Consider the following 23,384-nt stretch of genomic DNA (forward strand, 5'->3'; position numbering starts at 1 on the left):
TAAGTTGATGGGGAACCGATACCCAAATGCCTGCTCATAAAAACACATAACCCGATATTTTCTGATGACCGCACCTGTTCAAATTGTATGGTTCAAACGTGATCTGCGTGTGACAGATCATGCGCCACTGGCACAAGCTTGCTTAGCTGGGCCAGTGCTGCCGATATTCGCCTGGGAGCCAACTGTGTGGGTTGGCGATGATTATGTGGCACAGCATCAGGCGTTTGCGCGTGAGTGTTTACAAGAGCTACGTCAACAATTAGCAACCTTGGGTTTAACCCTGATTGAATGGCCACTGGGCATTATCGATGCCTTGCAGGACATCCGCCAACGTCAGCAAATTGCTGGGCTTTGGAGCCATGAAGAAACAGGCAATGGTGCTACGTTTGACATAGATCGCTTAGTGGCTAGCTGGTGTAAAGCTCACCAAGTGAATTGGCATGAAATCCCCCAGCATGGCGTGGTGCGTAGGCTAAAAAATCGGAATGTGTGGAATGCCAATTGGGAGCGCCAGATGCAGCAAGCTGTAGCTATGCTGCCAACGAATATCAATGCTGGCCCCGTCATACAAATCTCGCAAATAGGACAGCCAATAGCGGCAGGAACAGATAAACCAAACAGGCAACACGGCGGCACAGTTGCTGCGTCAAAGTTATTTGAAGGCTTTTTACAAGGCCGCGCTGCGAATTATCGGCGTGGTATGTCCAGCCCGCTTACTGCCACCAAAAACTGCTCACGCTTATCACCTTATCTCGCTTGGGGCGTGCTTAGTATGCGGGAGGTGGTGCAAGCAACAAGGGCTAGGCGAGTTGAACTAAAAGAAATGAACGATCCCGAAACCAAAGGTCTGGCAGCAGGGCTGGTAGGCTTTGAAAGTCGCCTGCACTGGCATTGCCACTTTATTCAAAAGCTGGAAAGTGAGCCTGAAATGGAGTTTCAGCATCTGCACCCTGCCTATGCAGGCCTGCGTGATGAAGCGATGGCGGATGTTGAATCACAACGCAGGCTGCAGGCGTGGGTGAGCGGCGAAACAGGTTGGCCATTGGTCGATGCCTGCATGGCTATGCTACGAAAAACAGGCTGGCTTAATTTCCGTATGCGCGCCATGCTGATGAGCACTGCATCGTATTTGCTATGGTTGCACTGGCGTGAGCCAGGCTTGCATCTGGCGCGGGAGTTTTTGGATTACGAACCAGGCATTCATTGGACGCAAACCCAGATGCAGTCTGGCACCACGGGCATCAATACTTTACGTATGTATAACCCGATTAAACAGGCGATGGATCAAGACCCCACTGGCCGTTTTGTGCGGCAGTGGTTACCACAATTAGCCAACGTACCTGATACCTGGATATTTCAGCCTTGGCTTATGCCACCTGCGCTGCAACTCAAAACTGGCTGTGTGATTGATCGCGATTATCCATCGCCAGTCGTTGATATTGAAACTGCCATGCGCGAGGCGCGTGCAAGATTATCCGTAGTGCGCCGCTCACCTGAAGCACAAAGCCAGATTAAACAAATCGTCAAAAAACATGCGTCGCGCAAAGGCATGCCCGGCAGTACCCGTGATGCAAAAGGTAAAGAGCAAACCAAGAAAAAAACGAAAACTCCACAACTGTCACTTTTTTGATGCAGACATTATTAAGCGTTATGAACTCAAACAAACCAGCAGAGAAACTTAACTTAGCTTGTGACCTTACTGATCGCTATCAGCGTATCCGTGAGTATTTCCCCAAAGTTGCAGGTGCAGAGTTATCAACAGAATGGCGCGGTGGCCGTGTAGAAGCCATGCGACGCCTAGCGACGGTCAATGGTGATAACTATGGCAAAACCCGTAATTTTTTAGAGGGTGATGTCACCAGGCTCTCACCCTATTTACGCCATGGCTGCATCACATTGAAAGAGGCGTTTGAATCGGTAAGAGCGCGCTTTGGCAAGCGAGCAGAAAAACTATTATTTGAATTTGCCTGGCGCGATTATTGGCATCAGGTTTGGTATCTCAAAGGCGATGCAATCTTGTCCGATATGGAGCCTGCCAAGGTTGCACTAGGCCGTGGCGCATTGCCAGAAGACATTAAAAATGCACAAACTGGCTTGCCATGTATGGATGGTTTTATCAATGATTTACTAGATACGGGTTACGTGCATAACCATGCCCGCATGTGGTTTGCCGCCTATGCCGTGCACTGGCGCAAGGTAGATTGGCGTGCCGCGGCAGATTGGTATTACGCGCATTTGCTTGATGGTGATAAAGCCTCTAACAGCCTTTCGTGGCAGTGGGTGGCTTGTACTTTCGGTTCAAAACCGTATTTTTTCAATAAAGAAAACTTGGCTAAATACAGCAATGAGAGCTACTGCAAAAGCTGTACAGCCAAGTGCCCTTTTGATAACACTTACGAAGTACTGAGCGAAGAGCTATTTGATAGCACCAACACGCCACCCGCTAAAACTTACAAAATAGCGCCATTGGCAAAAGTTGAAACGATGCAAGGCGTTAATACTATTGTGCTGGTACATGACGAGATGCTTTCTCCAGCCCATCCATTACTGCGCCGCATGGATAAAAAGATATTCGTATTTGATCCCGCTTTGCACGGCGACTGGGCGCTGCACAGATTGCAGTTTGTGGCCGATTGCTTGATTGAGATGGAAGATGTCGAAGTCTGGTTTGGCGATACACGTCAGGTTTTAAATCAGTTGGGCGCTGGTCAAGTCATCACACAAGCTACACCTAACCCAACTATTCATGTGCTTTTAGGGGCATATAAAGTGGACTATTTAGCAGAAGAGCCACTGACCGACATCAAACTTACATCCAGTGACTTGCGACGTTTCTCAAAATACTGGCAAAAAATGGGGCCTGCCATTCTTAATCCATGATGCCAAACTGATGACGCCCAGCGACTAAAAAACGGCTTACTAAAAACAGCATGTAGTCAGTGCGTGATTGTATCGGCAGCCTTGTGCTATTACACTGGCTGTTCTTCTCGGGGGAGGTGGTTCATGAATATCATATTCTGGTTAGTGCTGTTGGTCGCTGTGGTCTATATCATCATGCTCTATAACGGCTTGGTCAGCCTTAAAAACAATGTCTCAAAAGCCTGGGCCAATATTGATGTGCTGCTAAAACAGCGGCATGACGAACTGCCAAAACTAGTCGATACCTGCAAGCAATACATGAAGTATGAGCAGGAAACTCTGGATAAAGTCATCAAGGCGCGTTCACAAGTTTCTTCCGCCCGCGAATCGCAAGATGTAAGAGCCTTGGGTGCTGCAGAAGGCGCTTTACGCAGTGGTTTGGGCAGTTTGTTTGCCTTGGCAGAATCGTATCCTGATCTCAAAGCCAACGAGCAGTTTGTGCAATTGCAGTCACGTATTAGCAGCCTTGAGAATGCGCTGGCGGATCGCCGCGAGTTCTATAACGAGAGCGTGAACGTCAATAATGTGCGTGTAGAGCAGTTTCCAGACTTAGTGGTTGCGCGCATGTTCAACTTCAAAACTTTTGACCTTTTGAGTTTTGATGCCAGTGAATTGACCGACGTTGATATCGGTCAGCGTTTTAGCAGCTAGCAATCACTTCGGCTTGCAAGATGTTTAGCGGCATACGTGGATATTACGTTGAAGGGCTGACTGCGAGCAGTCATTTTGGCCTGTTTTATATTGCGATACATTCCAAAGAGCGCATGGTCTGGGTTGGTTGCTTGGCTTTAATGGCAGTCATCAGTTTTTTTGCTTGGGTTTCTAACTATCGTCGTTCTCGTCTGGTTTCTGATACTCCTATTTCTCGCATCGCAAGTGCAGCGCAAGGCTATGTTGAGTTGTCAGGTCGTGCCAGTGTCGATAGAGATAACCTGATTGCCAGTCCGCTCAGCGGTACTTCTTGCATCTGGTACCGCTATTGGGTCTATACCAAAAATAGTAAAGACGGGTGGGTACAATCAGATCATGGTGTGAGCTCCAGTACCTTTGAAATCAATGATGGTTCGGGTAAGTGCCAGATTGACCCAGACAATGCTGAAGTCATCGGGCCTGACCGCAAGACTACCTATGATGGCGGCTATAAAAACGTTGAAGAGCTGTTATACGGCGGGGGCATTATTTACGCGCTGGGCGAATTCACGACAGTGGGCGGTGCCAATTCCACGCTGGATTTAAAGCAGGATGTCAGCGAGTTATTAGCGAGCTGGAAACAAAATCCTGTTGCGCTCAAACAGCGTTTTGATCTCGATAAGAATGGCGAAATTGATATGCGTGAGTGGGAGTTAGCACGCAGGGAAGCCGTGAAAGAAGTCACCATGCAACATCGCGAAATCCGCAGCCAAAGTGGCGTAAACGTCATACGTGCGCCACGTGATGGCCGTGTATTCATACTTTCCAGTCTCTCACCAGATAAACTCAAGTCACGTTTCCTGCTCTGGGGTGCGTTGCATTTATCTATTTTGATTGCTGCCGCAACGGCTTCTTTCTGGCTTTGGCAGGGGCATTATGTGCAAGGTTTGTTGAATTAGTTAGTCTTAATAAATAAGCCGTTTACGCAGCATGCTCAAATGCTTAGCAATGCTGGCTGTGATAAAATCTTGCTCCTATGAGCACAGACCAAACTACCGAAAACACGTCAGCCAATTCAGCGCTGGCGAAATCTTTTGACCCTAAAGAAATTGAAAACCGCTGGTATCAATTTTGGGAAAGCCAAGGCTATTACGCCGCTGGTTTAGATACCCAAAAGCAAGATAACTTCTGCATTCTGCTACCCCCGCCCAATGTCACTGGCACGCTACACATGGGGCACGGTTTCAACCAGACCCTAATGGATGCGCTGACGCGTTACCACCGTATGCGTGGGGATAACACACTGTGGCAACCTGGTACAGACCATGCAGGTATTGCAACGCAGATTGTTGTTGAGCGCCAGTTGGATGCACAAGGTGTTTCAAGACATGACCTTGGTCGCGAGAAATTCCTGGAAAAAGTTTGGGAATGGAAAGAATACTCTGGCGGCACTATCACCAAGCAGATGCGCCGCCTCGGCACCTCGCCTGACTGGTCACGTGAGCGCTTCACGATGGATCCTGCGCTAAACAAAACTGTTACCGAAACCTTTGTACGTTTATATAACGAAGGCCTGATCTATCGCGGCAAGCGTCTGGTGAACTGGGACGTGAAATTGGGTACAGCCGTTTCTGATCTCGAAGTGGTGCAGGAAGAAGAAGATGGCTTTATGTGGCACATCAACTATCCATTAGCGGATGGTTCAGGCCACCTGACTGTTGCCACGACTCGCCCAGAAACCATGCTGGGTGACGTGGCTGTGATGGTGCACCCTGAAGATGAGCGTTATGCACATCTAATTGGCAAGAACGTAAAACTGCCGCTTTGCGACCGCGAAATCCCGATTATTGCCGATGATTATGTAGATCGTGAATTTGGTACTGGTGTGGTTAAGGTAACACCAGCACATGACTTTAATGACTATGCGGTAGGACAAAGACACAAGCTGCCATTGATTAGTGTGTTAACGCTAGCGGGCAATGTTGTCGGCGGCACGAACGCAGATGTATTGCAGCGCGAGATGGAACTTGCAAAGTATGAAGCGGATGGAGATATTGGCCGCCTAATTGAAGAGCCACTTCCCGGTAAAGAAGCTTGGGAGCTTGTTCCCGCAAAGTATTGGGGTTTGGATCGCTTCGATGCGCGCAAACAAATTGTTATTGACCTCGAAGCCCAAGGCTATTTAGTCAAAACCGATAAACACAAACTCAAGGTTCCACGCGGTGATCGCACAGGTGTGGTTATCGAGCCCATGCTCACAGACCAGTGGTTTGTTGCTATGAGCAAGCCTGATGCTGATGGCAAGAGCATCACGCAAAAAGCGCTGGATGTAGTGGCTGATGGCCAAATCAAATTCTATCCAGAAAATTGGGTGAACACTTACAACCAATGGCTGAACAATATTCAGGATTGGTGTATCTCTCGTCAGCTTTGGTGGGGGCATCAAATCCCTGCTTGGTATGGCGATGCTGGCCAAATTTATGTTGCGCACGATGAAGCTGAAGCCAAAGCTTTGGCCGCTAAAGATGGCTATACAGGTAATCTCAAACGCGATGATGACGTACTGGATACTTGGTATTCATCTGCACTATGGCCATTCTCTACGCTCGATTGGACTGGCGATGAAGCCAAAGATGCAGCTAATGTTGCCCTGCAGCAGTACCTTCCTTCCAGCGTGCTGGTGACTGGTTTTGACATCATTTTCTTCTGGGTGGCGCGTATGGTGATGATGACCACGCACATCACTGGCAAGATTCCGTTCAAGCATGTGTATGTGCACGGTCTGATTCGTGATGCTGAAGGCCAGAAGATGAGCAAATCCAAGGGCAATGTCTTGGACCCGATTGATTTGATCGACGGCATCGGCCTGGATGAACTGATCAAGAAACGCACGACTGGCTTGATGAACCCCAAGCAGGCCGAACAGATTGAGAAGCGTACGCGCAAGGAATTCCCGGAAGGTATTTCTGCATTTGGTACTGATGCTCTGCGTTTTACTTTTGCCTCTTTAGCTTCGCCTGGCCGCGATATCAAGTTTGATCTGCAGCGCTGCGAAGGCTACCGTAACTTCTGCAATAAGCTGTGGAATGCCACACGCTTTGTGCTGATGAATTGCGAAGGTGATGATAATGGCTTCAAGGATTGCGCTACCGAGCCAGAAGGATTTTTGACCTTCTCGCAGGCAGATCGTTGGATCGTCAGCATCTTGCAAAAAGCAGAAGCAGACATTGAGAAAGCCTTTGCCGATTATCGCTTTGATATCGTCGCGCAGGTCATCTACAAATTCGTTTGGGATGAATATTGCGATTGGTATCTTGAGCTAGCCAAGGTACAGATGCAAACGGGCTCTGATGGCGAAAAACGCGCCACACGCCGTACCTTGTTGCGTGTGCTTGAAACCATCTTGCGCCTGGCTCACCCCGTAATGCCATTTATTACGGAAGAAATCTGGCAGACCATTGCGCCTATGGCTGACAAGTCAGGGCCAAGCATTATGTTGCAGCCTTACCCGAAAGCCGAACCTAAAAAAATCGATGAGAATGCAGAGGCGTGGGTTGCGTTGCTTAAGCAATCAGTTGATGCATGCCGTAGCCTGCGTGGCGAAATGAATGTTTCGCCTGCGACCAGAGTGCCATTGATTGCGGCAGGAGAGGCAGAAAAACTAAAGGTCTATGCCCCTTATATCAAGGCTCTGGCCAAGTTGGCAGAGGTCGAGATTGTGGCTGAATTGCCAGATGCTGATGCGCCTGTAGCGCTGGCAGGTGATTTCAAGCTCATGCTCAAGATCGAGATTGATGTGGCAGCAGAAAAAGAGCGTTTGGGTAAAGAGATCACGCGTTTGCAAGGTGAAATTGCCAAGGCGCAGGCCAAGCTTGGTAACGAAGGGTTTGTTGCCCGCGCACCAGCCGCCGTGGTGGAGCAGGAAAAACAGCGTCTTTCTGAATTCAGCGCCATTTTAATGAAGTTGCAACATCAATTTAATAAACTAACTTAATTATTATTAGAGATTAATTAATGAGTAGCTCAACTTCAATTTACTTGCTTCGTACCATGCAGCAACATCATGTGGCACTGAGTCGAATGGCAGATCAGAAGGCAAATATTGTCATTGCTGGCAGTGTGGCAGTGCTACTTTTTTCCATGGGGCGTATTGATGCTGGTGAGTACTCAGCATGGATATTCGCATTAGCAACCACAGCACTAGCCTCTGCTACATTGGCGATTATTGCCGTTAAGCCCAGTATTAGCCTAATTAAAAAACCAGTCCAACAAACAAATCCATTGTTTTTTGGCCATTTTGCGCAAATGCCTGAAGATGAATACGTGGCTGAGATAATGGGCTTGCTGGAAAAGGACGAATCTATTTATAAAGCGATGATTCAAGATACCTATCAGCTAGGCCATACACTTTATTACAAGAAATATAACTATATTGGTTACAGTTACAATGTTTTTCTATTCGGCATTACTCTCACTGCAGGCCTAGCTTTACTTCGATTCTTGTAACTGGAGTGAATCAGTAGCGCCTTATCCTAGTTAGCTAATCCGTTTGCGAATGTGGAATACAAACTCTTTTTTCGGGGTGGCTTCTACTTCGGCAAACTCTACGATTTCGTGTCCAGTCTGGCGGCAGAAAGCCTGAAAATCCTTTACTGAGCCAGGGTCAGTCGCAGTTACTTTTAGCACCTGCCCACCTTCAATTTCGGCTAAGCTTTTTTTGCAGCGCAATATCGGCAACGGGCAATTCAAGCCGCGTGCATCCAGTTCTTTATTAAATTCCATGCTTCAGTGATTATTTTTCAGGTTGTTATTTTGGTACGAAAGAATAGCCTGCGCGACCCCAAGCCAGAATGCCGCCTTGCAAGTTGTACACGTTTTTGTAGCCTTTGCTGGCGAGAAATGCAGAAGCTTGGCCAGAGCGAATGCCGCTATGACAGTAAAAAACCAAGGATTTTTGTTTATCCAGCACATCGTGTTTGACAGGAATCATCGCGAGTTGAATATGCAGGGCACCTGGGATAATGCCTCTAGCGACTTCATCATCGTTACGGACATCCACCAGCGTGAGTGGCTCGTTGGCCATCATTTCAAACAAGGTAGTAGTGTCAATTTCTTTGTAGCCAGTCATAAGTCGTGCCTATCAGGATAAATTTTGTGCATTAGCCAATAAATATACTTTGAATACATCGTGGTTTCAACGCAATAATTGATTTAACGTTCAAGCTCCGTAAAGGATGACGTTAAGATAAGAGTAGTGCAGATAAGCGGGAATTTGAATGGTGGCCAGGGGCAGAATCGAACTGCCGACACGCGGATTTTCAATCCGCTGCTCTACCGACTGAGCTACCTGGCCGTTTGCTAAACTTTACTTAAATGTGCTGAAGGGTTATCAGACCAGTATTGTTTGTGCGGCTACCGCTAAATTAGCACTTGGTAGCCAACGCAAGAGCGGTATTATATCAAACTTTGTTCTCCCGTGTCATGGCTTAATCGCTTATGTATTCAAGCGATTGCTGCAGATGCGGCTAATTAATCCATTTTAGATTAAAGAAATCCTGATGATACAAACCCAAATACAACCGATATCCACAGCGCTAGCATCGGCGTTGCTGAACAAAATTAACAATAAAACCAAACCATTAGGTTCACTTGGCCGCCTGGAGAAATTGGCTTTACAGGTTGGCCTGATTCAAGACACTTTAACCCCTGAACTGAATAAACCAGTGATGATGGTATTTGCGGGTGACCACGGCATTGTGCAGGCTGGCGTTAGCCCTTTTCCACAAGAAGTCACGCAGCAGATGGTATTCAATTTTCTGTCTGGCGGCGCAGCGATCAATATATTTTCCCAGACCAATGCCATGCAAGTTCGGGTGATTGATGCAGGCGTTAACCATCATTTTGGAATGGTGCCAGGTTTGATTGATGCCAAGATTGGCATGGGTACGCAAAACTTTTTGACCACACCAGCCATGACACAAGCGCAATGCGAGCAAGCGCTCACAGTGGGTATCAGCCTTGCCCACAAAGAGTTTGAATCATGTAGTAACGTGATGGGCTTCGGTGAAATGGGCATCGGTAACACCTCTTCAGCATCCGCATTGATGGCGGTGTTGTGTGAGTTGCCTCCAGAGCAATGTGTGGGGCGTGGTACAGGCTTGGATGACGCTGGCTTGCAGAAAAAGATTGACGTGATTAAAGCAGCAGTCGCCCAGCACAAGTTGGATGCCAAAGATGCATGCCAAGTGTTAGCGACTTTTGGCGGCTTTGAAATCGCGATGATGGTAGGGGCAATGCTTGGTGCAGCTGAGAAAAAATGCGTGTTACTGATTGATGGATTTATTGCCACATCTGCCTTGCTGGTAGCCTCAAAAATGCAACCAGAAGTTCTGGAATACTGTGTTTTTGCACATTGCTCTAATGAATCTGGCCACAGATTATTACTGCACTACCTGAAGGCGGAACCTTTGCTTGACCTAGGTTTGCGTTTGGGTGAGGGTACAGGCGCGGCTTTGGCTTACCCCTTGGTGAAAGCTGCAGTGAATTTCTTGAATGAGATGGCTTCATTTGAGTCCGCCAATGTGAGCCAAGCTGAATAAATATAGATGATAAAAGAGTGGCGATTATTGTTGCTGGCGATTGGGTTTTTCACCCGTATTCCCATGCCCGCGCATCCAGATTTTAAAGAGACAGACCTCAATGCCTCAGTGAAATATTTTCCACTGATCGGCTGGCTGGTGGGTGGTTTTGGAGCATTGATTTACTGGCTTGCTTTGCATATATTCCCGCTAGAAATTGCCATCTTGTTAAGCATGATTGCCACTATTTACCTGACAGGATCATTTCATGAAGATGGCCTGACGGACGCAGTAGATGGCTTAGGTGGAGGTTGGGAGAAAGAGCAAGTACTCACCATAATGCAGGATTCACGCATAGGCACATACGGCGCAGTGGCATTGATACTCGCCTTGTTTTTAAAGTTTGAAACGTTGATTCACTTACCAGTCTTGGTGCTACCTTGCGTGATGGTTGCGGCGCAGAGCATCAGCCGTTTGGCAGGTGTGTTCGTGATTGCAACGCAGCAATATGTGCGCACTAACGGAAAATCCAAGCCATTGGCGACCAAGCTGAATGGCTTGGAATTATGCATTGCGATTCTGTTCGGCTTATTGCCTCTGCTGCTTTTAACTTGGCAAGCGGTAGTATGCGGAGTATTTGCCGTGTTTTTGATCTGGTGTTGGTTTAGCCTCAAGCTCAAAAAACGTCTCGGCGGATATACGGGCGATTGTTTAGGCGCCATGCAGCAATTGACGGAAATCGCTTTTTATCTGGCAGTATTAGCCTGGAGTGGCCAATCGTGGAAATTTATCTAGTTCGTCATACCACGCCTGAGGTCGCCACTGGTATCTGCTACGGACAAACTGACCTCGATGTAGCTGCAAGCTTTGAAGAAGAGAGCAAGCGCTTGCATGAGAAGTTACAGCATATTGCTAACCCAATGATTTACAGCAGCCCATTGCAACGCTGTTTAAAACTTGCAACTGTCACTGCTAAAGCGCTGGGCCATAACACAATCAATCAGGATGACCGCCTCAAAGAGCTGCATTTTGGAGACTGGGAAATGCAGGCCTGGAATGATATCCCGCAAGGGTTGATTGATGTATGGGCCGAAGACCATGTGATGCAAACACCGCCCAATGGCGAGTCGTTTCATCAACTATTTTTACGCGTAAAAGCCTTTCTTGAAGAAATCTCTGCAGGCAAGGCTGGCTCTGGCGAGCCAGTGATTTTGTTCACCCATGCAGGCGTTATCCGCGCATTCACGGGATATGCGCTAGGTTTACCCCTCATCAATGCCTTTAGGCTGCACATCGATTATGCTAGTGTTACCAAAATCATCATTGATGACAAAGTCATGCGTATTGGCTTTGTTAACAGGTAAATGAGCGAAACCACCCAAAGTAAAACAGCGTCGTACTCTAAAACACCCAGCAAACACGCTAAGCCTGCTGCAGGGCTTGTTGTCGCCAAAACAAACGCCAAATCAATTCAACAACACAACGCACTTGGTGCAGAGCTGCTGGCAACTGGCGATTTTAAATCAGCACTTACCAGCTTTAACCAAGCCATTGCCATCGATGCGAATGATCTGGAAGCCTACATAGGCGCTGGCCGCGCACTGACTGTACTTAAAAATTATGACTACGCGATTGCGCATCTTCAATACGCAGTTGAACTGAAGCCAGATGACGCTGCAGCGCATCACTTTCTAGCCGTCGCCTTACAAAAGGCCAGACAGTTTGATGCCGCTATATTGAGTTATCAGCGATCCATAGAACTCAAGCCTGAAGACATAGCTTCTTACCTGAACTTGGCTAACACCTTGGCTGAGGCTGATCGCCATCAAGATGCGTTGGACATCTATGATGGCGTGATTGCGCATAAGCCCGACGATGCAATGGCCTACAACAATCGTGGCAATTTGTACCTCGACTGCAAATACGTCGATGAAGCGCTGGCGGACTATGACAAAGCCTTGGCAATTGCGCCCAATGAGATGAAATTCATCTGGAACAAGGCGCTATTGAAGCTGTTGATGGGCGATTTTGAAACGGGCTGGCAGCTATATGAATATGGCTTTAAGACTGAGGGATTTGCCCGTGGCGTGAGAAAGCAATGTCCCCAGCCAGCGTGGTTGGGCGATTTCTCAATTGAAGGAAAACGCATCGTGCTTTATGCGGAGCAGGGTTATGGCGATGTGATGCAGTTCGTGCGTTATGCGCCTATGGTGGCGGCACTGGGTGCTGAAGTGATTTTGGAAGTGCCTAAGCCATTGGTCAAACTGATTGAGGCTATGAAGGGTGATTTTAAGGTGATTGCGCAAAGCTCAGTTTTTACTGAATTTGATGCGCATTGCCCACTCATGAGCTTGCCCTTGGTATTCAAAACACGCCTTGAAACAGTGCCTGCGGATGTGCCTTACCTGTTTGCAGATCAAGAGAAAACAGCTGATTTTGCGTTGGCAGATAAGCAGAAATTACAAGTAGGCTTAGTCTGGTCTGGCTCTACCACGCACAATAACGACCATAGACGCAGTATTCCCTTGGCGACTTTGCGGCCCTTGCTGGATTTGCCTGTGAGTTTTCATAACCTGCAAAAAGAGATTAGAGCGAATGATCAAGTTGTACTTAACCTACTGCCCCAAATCAAATCCTACACTGAGCGCTTGCAAGACTTCACTGATACGGCTGCACTGATTGCGCAACTAGACTTGGTGATTACGGTAGATACCTCAGTGGCTCATCTGGCAGGTGCCATGGGCAAGCCTGTATGGATATTATTGCCGTATGTGCCAGATTATCGTTGGTTGCTGAATACTGAAAGTTCCCCTTGGTATCCAACTGCAAGATTGTTCAGGCAAAAAACTGTCGGTGATTGGGGTACTGTATTGACCGAGTTAATTGCTGCCCTGCAAGTCTTTGATAATAAAACCTCATTCATATAAAGAATGCACTATGAAAAATAAATCAGCTAAACGCAGTGCTAATAAAACGCCAGCCTCATCATCTTTGTTAGGGAAAATGCTGGGCACGCAAGGCCTTGCTGCTAGCTCACAAAGACAGATAGATGCAAATACTGCAGCACAACTACTGCAGCAGGCGATTGATTTTCAGCAGGCAAACAAATTTGATCAGGCACTGGCCATTTATCATGAATTATTAGCAGCACACCCTAACGATTACCGTGTATTGACGCTGGTTTCTACTGTGCATTTGCACTTGAAAGCTTTTGAGCAATGCCTGACATACACCACAAAATCCATCGCTATCAACCCGAACCAGGCAGATGCACACGATATCGCCGGTGATGCTTATACCTATCTCAACCGGTTTGAGGAATCTGCAGCGAGTTATGAAAAGTCCATTGCCCTCAAGCCAGATAATGCCGAAGCTCACTACAATTGCGCCAATGCTTTAAAGCTGGCAAAGCTTGATGATCAGGCATTAGTCCATTACCAGCTAGTGATTGCCTTAAAGCCTGACTATGCAGAAGCGCATCACAACCTAGGCGTCATACTTTGGCAAAAGAAACAGTTAAATGAGGCATTGTTATGCTTCAACAAAGCCATTGAATTGATGCCTAAATACGCGAATGCGTACATGAATTGCGGCAACGTGCTGGCCGATTTGAACAAGCATGAGTTTGCCGTTGCCCATTACAACTATGCGATAGAGCTGAACCCTAACCATGCGATTACCTATAACAATCGGGGCGCTGCTCATAACAAACTGAAAGCGTATGATTTTGCGATGGAGGATTATGCGCGGGCCATTGAATTAGACCCCAACTATGGAGCGGCCTACATTAATCAAGGTAATACTTTGCTTGCCCTTGGCCGTCGTGATGATGCCTTAGCCTCTTACAACAAGGCCATGCAAATCGATCCAAATAATTCACAAAGTTATACCAACCGCGGCAATCTCTACCTTGATAGCCAACAATTTGATCTAGCAATCGCCGATTACGATCATGCCAGCGAATTAGCTCCCGACAATGCTACTTGTTTATGGAACAAGGCCATTATCAAGATATTACTTGGCGAATATGAGGAAGGCTGGCACTTGTATGAATATGGTTGGGATGCTGAAGGCCCACCACGTGGCCACAGAAAACCCTATAGCCAACCTAGTCTGGTAGGGAATGATCCCAAAGCGGCGCATATAGCCAAAGAAGCCTTAGCAGGTAAGCGCGTGATGCTCCACGCTGAACAAGGTCTGGGTGATGCAATTCAGTTTGCCCGCTATGCCCCAATGGTAGAAGCGCTGGGCGCCAAGATCATTCTTAACGTGCACAAGCCCTTACTTGGCTTGATGCGTACCTTGTCACCAGATTATCAGCTCATTGAAAAAGAGCAGGAGTATGCCGAATTTGACTATCACTGCGCGCTGATGAGCTTACCTTTTTATTTCAAGACAACTGTGGATACCGTGCCTGCGGCAGTGCCTTATCTGGCAGTAGATCAATCTAAAAAAGCAGGCCTGAAACTGGCTGAAAAGAAAGGGCTGCGTGTCGGCCTCGTCTGGTCAGGTTCAACCACTCATACCAAAGACTATAAACGCAGCGTACCGCTTGCCAAACTAGCCCCCTTGATGGAATTGCCGATTGAATTCCACAGCATGCAAAAAGAAATTCGGCCAAATGACCAAGCAACGCTGGATGCAGGGATGCCAATACAACTGCATATCAGCGAGTTGAATGATTTTACTGATACAGCAGCGCTGATTGATGAAATGGATGTGGTGATTTCAGTCGATACTTCAGTAGCCCACTTGGCAGGTGCAATCGGTAAGCCAGTTTGGATTTTATTGCCAGTCGTACCAGATTATCGATGGCTGCTAGATCGTGAGGATACCCCTTGGTATCCCACTGCTAAACTCTTCAGGCAAAAAACAATTGGAGATTGGGATAGCGTGATTGCTGAGCTTGTAGATGCTTTGAAGACATTTCATGTTCAATGAAAGTCATCTTCGCGCTGATGTCTGATAGATAAAATCGTCACAGTTTCTTTATCTTCAATTTCAAACATTGCAACGTAGCCATTAGCGCCAAATGGGATGATCAGCTCTCGTAAGAAAGGGTTGCTAGGCTCGGCTTTGCGACAAGATAAGGCGAATGTTTTTAGTAGGTGCATCGCTTGTTCAATCGTTAATATTGCGCGCTCTGCTGTTGCTGTATCTTGATCCAGCCAAAAATCGAATAATCGCTCGATATCATCTTTGGCCTGCTGGGTGTAACGAACCGCGTAACTCATTTAGGTGTTATCAGTGAGTTTAGCAGCCAGTTTTGACTTCAATTCTGTGATGACTTCATCATCGCTGTAGTAAATCCCCGTTTTTTTAGCTTCATCGCTTGAAGCTAAACCACGAGCAATGAATTCTTGCTGGAATTTTCTGCGCTCTATATTGGTTTTGAGAGACTGTTCAACAAAGCTGGAAAGCGTCTCGCCTTGCTGCAATACGTTTTCTGCTGCATGCCTGAGTTCTGGCGAAACTCTTAATGATGGGATTGTGGCTGTTTTCATAAACACTCCTTTGCATTACATATGCGATGCATTATGGATGGTTTCTGTTGAATCAGCAAATTTGTCTATTTAAGCTTCAAGGGCAACCCTGCCGCCACAAAAATCACTTCCTCGCATAATGCTGCAATCGCCTGATTCAGCCTGCCAGCTTCATCCTGAAATTGACGATTGATTTCTCCCAGTGGCACAATGCCCATCCCAACTTCATTGCTGACGAATATGATTTTTCCAGGCAGTGTGGGTAATACTGTTAGCAACGCGGCACGTTCAGCTTGCCAATCTACGCCTTCTGGAGGGGCGCATTCAGGGCAGATACATTGTGCAAGCCACAAAGTCAGGCAATCTACAATCAGGCAATGGTCTGGCGAGGCTTCAGCCTGTAAAGTGGTCGCGAGTTGATGCGGTACTTCCACAGTCTTCCAATGCTTAGCACGGCGGCTCTTGTGATGCGCTACCCGTTCGCCGAATTCGCTATCATAGACTTGTGCTGTGGCGATATAAGTCACTGTCAGGTCACTCTCGCTCGCTATTTTCTCGGCATAAGCACTTTTGCCAGAGCGCGCGCCACCTAATATCAAGCTTGTCGTCATATGAAGCTCTTCATTTAAATTCCAGTCGGGGTTTAGCCCCAGTGTTTGCCATGGGCTTGCTTGACGCCCCATTGTTGAATAATGGTTTGCAACTGTTTAAGTCCATGTGTGATTATAGAAGGCCCAGGTTGCAGAATATCTGCCGATTTTATTTCTCGTACAAAACCGTTTTTTACCGCTGGTATCACATTCCAGCCAGGCCTTGCCATTACTTGCTCAGGCTGGAATTTTTTGCCACACCAAGAGCCTATAATGATGTCTGGCATGTGCTCAATTACTTGGTCTGAGTCAGCAATAATGCGTTCTTTGGCCGATGTTTGCATTGATAAATCGGCAAAGCAATCTTCGCCACCAGCAATTTTGATGAGGTCAGCCACCCAACGGATGCCGCTGATTAATGGGTCATTCCATTCTTCAAAATATACTTTTGGCTTAGCCGGCAGGTACAGCGCAGTTTCTTCAACACGTTCGATAGTTATTTGCAGTTCTTTGACTAATGCGGAAGCTTTTTCTGGCACGCCGATTAGCCCTCCAAGCGTAGTGACCATGCGTAAAATATCATCGACTGAGCGCTGGTTAAACACATGTACTTCAACACCAGCTTTAATCAGGGCGGCGGCTATATCGGCTTGTAAGTCAGAAAAGCCTAATACCAAGTCTGGTTTTAAATCGAGAATCTTATCAATCTTGGCGCTGGTAAACGCGGATACTTTGGGCTTCTCGCGTCGAGCTATTGCTGGCCTTGTTGTAAAGCCAGAAATGCCGACAATGCGCGCTTGCTCGCCCAAGAGATACAAAACCTCTGTGGTCTCGGTCGTCATGCAGACGATGCGTTGCGCATATTGATGAGTGCTAGTCAAAATACTTCCTCAACTTATTTCAGGGCGAATCATTACCAATAAAAAAGCCGCACAACATGGCTGTGCGGCTTTTTTGGTCTTAATTTAGGTTAAGCCTGAACAGATTTTCCAACCTGAATCAAGCGGAAAGCCTTAACTGCCAGCCAGAAAGCTGCCATGTACATCAGGGTGAAACCAACATAGGTCGGCAGATAGTTCCAACCATACTGCAAGGTTTCTAGTACGCCGTTGTTAGGGAAGCGGCCAGAGAACAAGTAGTAAGCCTGGGTTGAAATAACGAATGCAACTACGGTAGTGATCACGCTAGTCAATACATATGGCTTAACAGCAAAAGCATCTGCCCTTGAGGCTAGCCACAGACCACCCAGCCACATCGCACCATAAGCTGGAATCAAACCCCAGTAACCGTTAGTCAGGCAAAAGCCTTGCATTGGGTCAAGCGCAGCAGCACCAAAATCAATCACGGTCGCCAACACAAAAAATGCCGCAAACCACCATGCACGCTTGAGATAAAGCCCGCCTAGCAGAAACAAGGCAAGACTGGCGTCAGGCAACGATACTGCTGTTAGCACATGGCTACCACGCGTTAGCAGCATGAAAAACGCAATTAATGCAGCGATTGCGATTGGTTTATAGCTAATCATTAGATTTTTTTGTGTTGAGTTCACTTAGATTTCCTTCTGTCTTGCTGAATATTAAACAATGATAACATCTTGCGACCTGATTTTTCAGGCCGCAATCCTTAAAAGTCCGCTTTCATGCCAACTCTCCAAGTGCGCACAAAATCAATAGGGTAGATAAAATTATCAGCGACTTGTATTGAGTTTTCATGCTCAAACAGATTATTTATTGCAGTGAAAAAATTAACATTTTTATATTGATAATTTAAAGCAATATTTGTTGTTTGATAGCTATTTTGTTTTTGGCTTAAATTATTCTGGAAGTCATTATATGCATAAGCATCTGAACGCCATGTTTGATTTAGATTTAAGCTAGCGTGATCAAGAAATTTATAGTTCAAATTTGCAACTACGCTATGTTTTGGCACTCCTGGTAAATTCTTATTACTAATATTTGTGCCGTCTGTTTCAACTTCGCTGTCAATAATTGCACGCGTATAATTGTAAATAATTGAGGCACCTAGATTCTCGGAGATTTTAAGGCTGTCTTGTAGTTCAATGCCATATTTGTGTGATTTATCAATATTAGTGTTGACCCCAAAAGGACCTACACTATGATCAAGATAAATTTCATCATGCAACCAACTATAGAAAGCTGTAGCCTTAAATTTATTGTTTGATAGGACTTGATTTAAGCCAATATTAAATGTTTTAGCCTCTTGAGGTTTTATGAATCCACTGAATATCGTTTTGGATGTAGCGGTATCAAAAACGAAAGATCGATCAATGTCAGGGCTTTCAAAGCTTTTATTGTAGTTAGAAAAAATACTTAACGTAGAACCAAGTCGATAATTTGCGCCAATATCCCATGCATTTAGATTATTGTCTCCACTGGCTGAAGTGTCGCCAACTGGATTATTTGCATATGTAACGTCTTCTCTTCTTGCGCCAGCAGATAAGGTAAGTGCATCTATTTTGTAATCACCTTGTGCAAAAAAAGCCTGATTCTCTTTAGTGGTTACATCGGTTGTCGAAGAACGTTTACCATCAAAATTCTGGAAACCAACAATCAAGCTCTTGAAGTCATCACAATAGTTGATGGAGATATCGTTTGATTGATAGCGATAGTTGCTGGTGGAAGGAAAGTCAGAAATATAGGAAGACAATTTTGTTTCGTCATAATGAGTAGCATTAATTCTGATGTTATTCGTAATGTCATATTCAACGCCTACTCGCCACTGGTCACTATTCAAGTTTTGGTGTGTATATGGATTAACACCACCGTTTTGTGAGGGGTCTGTTTTAAATTGCGCCAAACTTAAGGCATTTACATATCGAATATCGTTCCGTGAACTGGTACCTTCAACATTGAAACGTAGATTGTCTAATGGCTTAATTTTAAGTTTTACATTCTGCGTATCGCTAGTGAACTCATCTTTATTACCAGTCACATCTTTTTGACTAAATCCATCATAGGAGTCATGGGCCGCATTTGCAGATAGATCAAAATACTTTTCTGAAATGCCAGCATTGATGTAATGATTCTGTTGACCATAGTTTCCACCAGAAACACTCGCTGTGACGCCAGTTTTATTTTTTGTATAGATTTGAATAGCGCCAGCCGTTGCCCCATCGCCGTAGATAACAGAACCACTACCTTTACTGATCTCAATACGATCAATATTACCAAGTGGGATAGCAGCAAGCAGTTGCGGTATTCCATCAATATTATTTAAGCGTTGACCATCTACGGTAATAACAACATTCTGGGATCCATTCTCACCGCCATAACCGCGAAGATTGATTGATGGAGTCGCTTTATTACCAAAACTTGACAGTACATTGAGTGATGTTTGCTGGGCTAAATAGTCATAAAGTGTTGCTGCGCCAGAAGCTTGAATATCTTTAGCTGTATGAATCTCTGAAGCGTAAGTTGTCTCAGTATCTCTGCGCTCAAAACGATTGGCGCTGACCAATACATCATCCGAAGTAAGATCAACATCTGCAGCAAAGGTATTGGACGTAAAGAGGAGGCCGACAAGGCCTGCAATGGTGGTTTTTTTCATTATATTCCCTTAATAACATGCGACCCCGCATGTTTTAATGATTGATTTGTAAGGGAAATAACACGAGATATTGATAAAACGAAACGAGCGCGGGCAAGACTTTGCCATGCAATAACGTCCCGAAAACCGTCACCCCGCGGTATTCCCAAGCTTATATTGTTAGGCCGGTCTCCGGGCTCATACGTCTTGTTAATTCACCTTCCCATGATTTTCATCACAGTGGTATGTCGAATTAACCACACGTAATTACCGTTGCGGGGGCAGCACAGGAATTAATTTGAATGCTTAGATATGACTCGAGATCAAATGTCACCTGTTTCCCAGTTTCACTTAATCGCAGCAACTTGCTAAAACTGCGATGTCAGCACCTGACAACATGGTTCAATTATATGTTACAGAAGGCAAAATCGGCAAAGCTTAATTTTTGATAAGGTGTTGTAATACTTTCAAAAATCGCTGTTAACAGTTGACCACACAAGGTTTTTCAAATTATAGTGACATCATGGAAACAGATTTAAACGTGCTTGAAGCCAAATTGACGCAGCTCATTGAGCTATGTCAGTCACTGCGTGCAGAGAACTTGCAATTGAGGCAAGAGCTTGCCCAAGGGCGTGATGACACTAAACAGTTAAAGAGCCAGATGACGGAAGCCAGTGCCAGACTTGAGGCCTTGATTGAGCGTTTGCCACAAACCGTTGTTGAAGGTGTGTTATGAGTCAGCCTACAGGTGTTGATGTCAATATCATGGGCCGCGAATTCAGGGTGGCTTGCACTGAAGATGAACGTGAAGGATTGGAAAACTCAGTCAAGTATCTTGATAAAAAGATGCGCGACATTCGCGATACTGGCAAGGTGATTGGCATAGAGCGCATCGCTATCATGGCGGCATTGAATCTTGCACATGAGTTGTTAACAACTCGCACTGGTGGCTTTGACGTTGGTGATTTCAAGCGTAGAATTGACGGCATGCAAGAACAGATTGATAGTGCATTAGCCGAGCAAAATAAGCTTTTTTAGCTGTAAAAGTAATTTTCACAAGCCTGTTATATTGCCCGACTATATTTAAAGCAATCTAATACCTGTTTTCGCTGATGAGTTGAATTGAAACTCACAGCATCAGTTTGTTCCCTGCGGTGTTGCTTGGATTATATATTCCTTGAACTAGTTTTTGCATAGGTTGCGGTTCGCTTAGTTGCTGTTGTGCGCGCTCCATTTGCGGGTGTACCTGATGTGACTTCAACTGTGACCACTTGAGCCTTTTTGGTTCAGGATGCTGGTCTAGGCAGCATTTGTGGGGAACTCCTATTTTTATCTCAGAGCGTGATATTTAAGGTCAGCCAGGCTGACAATCTTAAGCGCCTGTTCATGCGTGGCCTCTAGTACAACGGGTGGTGCGTAGCCAGCTTCTGCCGCTTCATTCCAGCGTGCAGCACATAAACACCAGCGATCACCAGGTTTTAGGCCATCAAAGTTGTACTCTGGTCTGGGCGTGCTGAGGTCATTGCCTTGCGCTTTGGAATACACCAAAAACTCCTCAGTCACTTCAGCGCATACCGTATGGCTGCCTGTATCTTCTGCGCCAGTGTCGCAGCAACCATTGCGGGTAAATCCAGTCAGTGGCTTGATGCTGCAAGCCTGTAACTCTGTACCTAATACATTGCGTGCCATTTTTAGCTCTCTTTTATTGTGTAATGCTTAAGCTGAGTGATCAGCTTGTTTGGGTAATTGCGTGTGCTTCCAGCTTTCGGTCTTTCAGTTGCCAGCTACGGGTGTGGAATTTAGCGACGCTGCTACGGTGCGCAATGCTCAATACACTGCTGTTTGGTAGCTCTTGCACAAGTAAGCTATATAACAATTCTTCCATATCTTCATCTACCGCGCTGGTGGCTTCATCCAGAAATACCACATCAGGTTTAATCAGCAATAAGCGGATGAAAGCCAGACGCTGTTGCTCGCCAGTGGACAAGCGTTGCCCCCAGTTTTCTGCATCATTCAACTTGTCGCAGAGATGTTCAAGTTTGAATAGGGTCAGATATTTAACCATCGCTTCATCCGAAAATTTTTCGGCGGCTGAAGGGTAGGCAATTGCATCACGCAATATACCGATGGGCAAATAAGTACGTTGCGGCAGAAAAAGTAGATTGGCTTGCCGTGGAATCTCTATGTTGCCAGTTCCATAAGGCCAAATACCGGCAATCGCGCGAAACAGGGTGGATTTACCTGCGCCAGATGGCCCACTTAACAGTACACGCTGGCCTTGTTCAAGCTGCAGATTTACAGTATCCAGTAAGTTTGGCTCTGCACTTGAGCTTGTTGGTAAATGCAGGCTCACATCATTGAGCTTTATCCCTGATCCAGAAGTGCGGTTAATCGAGAGACTTGCATTCAGTGCCTGATTCTCAGCATTCACGATACTTGCATGAAAGCTAGCAAGCCGATTAACACTGGCTTTCCACGTTGCTAGCGTGGTAAAGGCACTGACAAACCAAGAAAGTGCATCTTGCACCTGACCAAAAGCCGAACTGATTTGGGTTAAACCCCCTAGGGTGATCGCGCCTGAAAAATAACGAGGTGCGCCAACCAACATAGGGAAAATAATCGCGAACTGGGCATAGAACGTAGAAGCTACATTTAAACGTTTTGTCGTTTTCATGATTTGCCACCAGTTCACTCGAATTCTTTCAAAACGGGATTCGAGATGTACTTTCTCCTGTGCTTCGCCTTCATACAGCGCAATCGCTTCTGAGTATTCACGCACGCGCACTAGGCCAAAACGGAAATCAGCTTCATAACGCTGTTGGTTATAGTTTTGTTGGATGAGTGGTTTGCCTGCTTTCCATACTAACCATGAACCAACAGCAGCGTAAGCGACTGCGAACCAGACCATATAGCCGGGAATCACCATCTGATGACCAAACATCAAGAATGATAATGGCCCGCTCACTGCCCAAAGTATGCCCACAAAAGTGACTAGGCTAACCACACTTGAAAGTAGGTCTAGAGATAGCGCCAGCGTACCAGTCGTTAGCTGGCTCAGGTCTTCTGCAATTCTTTGGTCGGGATTGTCTGAAGATTGGGTTTGTTCAATACGGTAATAAGATTGATGTGCCAGCCATTTGCCCAAATACTGTTTTGTCATCCATGCTCGCCAACGCATCTCGAGTGCCTGACGCAGATAAATCCTGTAAATGGCGACAGCGATGAATATGAATGCCAGATATGAAAAGCGCCACAGTTGTTCTTTGAATGCTATGTAATTTTTGGTTTCCAGCGCGTTGTAAAAATCACGGTTCCACGTATTGAACAATACGTTGATGTAAACCGCACCTAGTGTCAGGGTAATAATCGCGAATAGCAGGCCACGCGCTCGCCACTTCTCATCAGATACCCAATAAGGCTTAATTAGCGCCCAGGTATCACGCCAGCGTGGCTTTGATTCGTGATTTTGATTTTCTGATACGTCATTGGCTTCTAGTGTGGGTGATGTTGTACTCATAGATTCAATCAGTGTTTAGGTCTAAAAATAATCAATTGCAACTTGTAAGGTTTTGTAATGCCTATCTATTTAAATAAACCAATTATCACGTAACGCGTTCATAGGGGTATGCAAGTTATTT

Annotated in this window: 23 protein-coding genes, 1 tRNA gene and 1 riboswitch; of the genes, 13 read left to right on the plus strand and 11 right to left on the minus strand. The window is 46.0% G+C overall.

All coding sequences use genetic code 11. The annotated features are described in order from the left end of the window. The first annotated feature begins 64 nt into the window (after window positions 1-64). The 6 genes from ZMTM_RS00580 (at window position 65) to ZMTM_RS00605 (ending at window position 8,055) form a co-directional block, all read left to right on the plus strand. Window positions 65-1,630 carry a cryptochrome/deoxyribodipyrimidine photo-lyase family protein gene (locus tag ZMTM_RS00580; protein ID WP_221764426.1) on the plus strand — a complete coding sequence of 522 codons (1,566 nt, stop codon included), beginning with the start codon at window positions 65-67 and terminating at the stop codon, window positions 1,628-1,630. Window positions 1,631-1,650: 20 nt separating this feature from the next. After that, on the plus strand, window positions 1,651-2,880 hold the full coding sequence (locus ZMTM_RS00585; RefSeq protein WP_221764427.1) for an FAD-binding domain-containing protein: 1,230 nt from the start codon (window positions 1,651-1,653) through the stop codon (window positions 2,878-2,880). 123 nt (window positions 2,881-3,003) lie between these two features. Then, complete coding sequence (locus ZMTM_RS00590) at window positions 3,004-3,570, plus strand: LemA family protein (RefSeq protein ID WP_221764428.1); 567 nt, start codon at window positions 3,004-3,006, stop codon at window positions 3,568-3,570. 20 nt (window positions 3,571-3,590) lie between these two features. Continuing rightward, a complete protein-coding gene (locus ZMTM_RS00595) occupies window positions 3,591-4,508 on the plus strand; it encodes a hypothetical protein (protein WP_221764429.1) in 918 nt (305 codons plus the stop codon). Between the two features lie 77 nt (window positions 4,509-4,585). After that, complete coding sequence (locus tag ZMTM_RS00600) at window positions 4,586-7,543, plus strand: valine--tRNA ligase (protein ID WP_221764430.1); 2,958 nt, start codon at window positions 4,586-4,588, stop codon at window positions 7,541-7,543. A gap of 20 nt (window positions 7,544-7,563) precedes the next feature. Then, window positions 7,564-8,055: a Pycsar system effector family protein gene (locus ZMTM_RS00605; protein ID WP_221764431.1), complete on the plus strand. Its 492-nt coding sequence runs from the start codon at window positions 7,564-7,566 to the stop codon at window positions 8,053-8,055. A 30-nt stretch (window positions 8,056-8,085) separates the two neighbouring features. Here the strand turns inward: ZMTM_RS00605 and ZMTM_RS00610 are convergent, their stop codons facing one another. The 3 genes from ZMTM_RS00610 to ZMTM_RS00620 all read right to left on the minus strand — a co-directional run bounded on the left by ZMTM_RS00610 (window position 8,086) and on the right by ZMTM_RS00620 (window position 8,902). Further along, a complete protein-coding gene (locus tag ZMTM_RS00610) occupies window positions 8,086-8,331 on the minus strand; it encodes a sulfurtransferase TusA family protein (RefSeq protein ID WP_221764432.1) in 246 nt (81 codons plus the stop codon). A 25-nt stretch (window positions 8,332-8,356) separates the two neighbouring features. Then, window positions 8,357-8,677 (minus strand): rhodanese-like domain-containing protein, encoded by a 321-nt coding sequence (locus tag ZMTM_RS00615; RefSeq protein WP_221764433.1) that lies wholly within the window; start codon window positions 8,675-8,677, stop codon window positions 8,357-8,359. A 149-nt stretch (window positions 8,678-8,826) separates the two neighbouring features. Then, window positions 8,827-8,902: transfer RNA gene (locus ZMTM_RS00620), tRNA-Phe, on the minus strand. 205 nt (window positions 8,903-9,107) lie between these two features. Between ZMTM_RS00620 and cobT the strand changes: the two genes are divergently transcribed. From cobT to ZMTM_RS00645, 5 genes are read left to right on the plus strand one after another with little or no spacing between them, the layout of a single operon-like run. Continuing rightward, window positions 9,108-10,148 carry a nicotinate-nucleotide--dimethylbenzimidazole phosphoribosyltransferase gene (gene cobT, locus ZMTM_RS00625; RefSeq protein WP_221764434.1) on the plus strand — a complete coding sequence of 347 codons (1,041 nt, stop codon included), beginning with the start codon at window positions 9,108-9,110 and terminating at the stop codon, window positions 10,146-10,148. A 6-nt stretch (window positions 10,149-10,154) separates the two neighbouring features. Continuing rightward, window positions 10,155-10,922, plus strand: coding sequence for an adenosylcobinamide-GDP ribazoletransferase (locus ZMTM_RS00630; protein ID WP_221764435.1), 768 nt, complete (start codon window positions 10,155-10,157; stop codon window positions 10,920-10,922). Continuing rightward, a complete protein-coding gene (gene cobC / locus ZMTM_RS00635; RefSeq protein ID WP_221764436.1) occupies window positions 10,907-11,491 on the plus strand; it encodes an alpha-ribazole phosphatase in 585 nt (194 codons plus the stop codon). Before ZMTM_RS00630 ends, cobC begins: the two co-directional genes overlap by 16 nt. Next, entirely contained in the window at window positions 11,492-13,054 is a 1,563-nt protein-coding gene (locus tag ZMTM_RS00640; RefSeq protein ID WP_221764437.1) for a tetratricopeptide repeat protein, read from the plus strand. Window positions 13,055-13,064: 10 nt separating this feature from the next. Beyond that, window positions 13,065-15,068 (plus strand): tetratricopeptide repeat protein, encoded by a 2,004-nt coding sequence (locus ZMTM_RS00645; RefSeq protein WP_221764438.1) that lies wholly within the window; start codon window positions 13,065-13,067, stop codon window positions 15,066-15,068. On the opposite strand, the gene ZMTM_RS00650 is transcribed toward ZMTM_RS00645, so the two are convergent. The 6 genes from ZMTM_RS00650 to ZMTM_RS00675 all read right to left on the minus strand — a co-directional run bounded on the left by ZMTM_RS00650 (window position 15,062) and on the right by ZMTM_RS00675 (window position 19,767). Beyond that, window positions 15,062-15,361, minus strand: coding sequence for a type II toxin-antitoxin system RelE/ParE family toxin (locus tag ZMTM_RS00650; protein ID WP_221764439.1), 300 nt, complete (start codon window positions 15,359-15,361; stop codon window positions 15,062-15,064). The two genes, ZMTM_RS00645 and ZMTM_RS00650, sit on opposite strands and share 7 nt — an antisense overlap. After that, a complete protein-coding gene (locus tag ZMTM_RS00655; RefSeq protein ID WP_221764440.1) occupies window positions 15,362-15,631 on the minus strand; it encodes a YlcI/YnfO family protein in 270 nt (89 codons plus the stop codon). Window positions 15,632-15,696: 65 nt separating this feature from the next. Continuing rightward, window positions 15,697-16,221: a bifunctional adenosylcobinamide kinase/adenosylcobinamide-phosphate guanylyltransferase gene (gene cobU / locus ZMTM_RS00660; protein ID WP_221764441.1), complete on the minus strand. Its 525-nt coding sequence runs from the start codon at window positions 16,219-16,221 to the stop codon at window positions 15,697-15,699. Window positions 16,222-16,253: 32 nt separating this feature from the next. Continuing rightward, the gene (locus tag ZMTM_RS00665) at window positions 16,254-17,042 is read right to left on the minus strand and encodes an ABC transporter substrate-binding protein (RefSeq protein ID WP_221765512.1); all 789 of its coding nucleotides are present in this window, start codon (window positions 17,040-17,042) and stop codon (window positions 16,254-16,256) included. A 128-nt stretch (window positions 17,043-17,170) separates the two neighbouring features. After that, window positions 17,171-17,749, minus strand: a complete 579-nt coding sequence (locus ZMTM_RS00670) for a hypothetical protein (RefSeq protein WP_225907047.1) — start codon at window positions 17,747-17,749, stop codon at window positions 17,171-17,173. 74 nt (window positions 17,750-17,823) lie between these two features. After that, window positions 17,824-19,767: a TonB-dependent receptor gene (locus ZMTM_RS00675; protein ID WP_221764442.1), complete on the minus strand. Its 1,944-nt coding sequence runs from the start codon at window positions 19,765-19,767 to the stop codon at window positions 17,824-17,826. 145 nt (window positions 19,768-19,912) lie between these two features. Then, window positions 19,913-20,154: riboswitch (cobalamin riboswitch) on the minus strand. A 115-nt stretch (window positions 20,155-20,269) separates the two neighbouring features. Here ZMTM_RS00675 and ZMTM_RS00680 point away from each other — a divergent pair. Then, window positions 20,270-20,482, plus strand: a complete 213-nt coding sequence (locus tag ZMTM_RS00680) for a hypothetical protein (protein WP_221764443.1) — start codon at window positions 20,270-20,272, stop codon at window positions 20,480-20,482. Beyond that, complete coding sequence (locus ZMTM_RS00685) at window positions 20,479-20,784, plus strand: cell division protein ZapA (RefSeq protein ID WP_221764444.1); 306 nt, start codon at window positions 20,479-20,481, stop codon at window positions 20,782-20,784. The genes ZMTM_RS00680 and ZMTM_RS00685 overlap by 4 nt, the downstream gene beginning before the upstream one ends. A gap of 291 nt (window positions 20,785-21,075) precedes the next feature. On the opposite strand, the gene ZMTM_RS00690 is transcribed toward ZMTM_RS00685, so the two are convergent. Together ZMTM_RS00690 and ZMTM_RS00695 are read right to left on the minus strand one after the other, a co-directional pair. Continuing rightward, a complete protein-coding gene (locus tag ZMTM_RS00690; protein ID WP_221764445.1) occupies window positions 21,076-21,435 on the minus strand; it encodes a DUF2237 family protein in 360 nt (119 codons plus the stop codon). A 40-nt stretch (window positions 21,436-21,475) separates the two neighbouring features. Next, window positions 21,476-23,263, minus strand: coding sequence for an ABC transporter ATP-binding protein/permease (locus ZMTM_RS00695; RefSeq protein ID WP_221764446.1), 1,788 nt, complete (start codon window positions 23,261-23,263; stop codon window positions 21,476-21,478). Window positions 23,264-23,384 lie beyond the last annotated feature (121 nt).

The organism is Methyloradius palustris (assembly GCF_019703875.1).
Lineage (GTDB): Bacteria > Pseudomonadota > Gammaproteobacteria > Burkholderiales > Methylophilaceae > Methyloradius > Methyloradius palustris.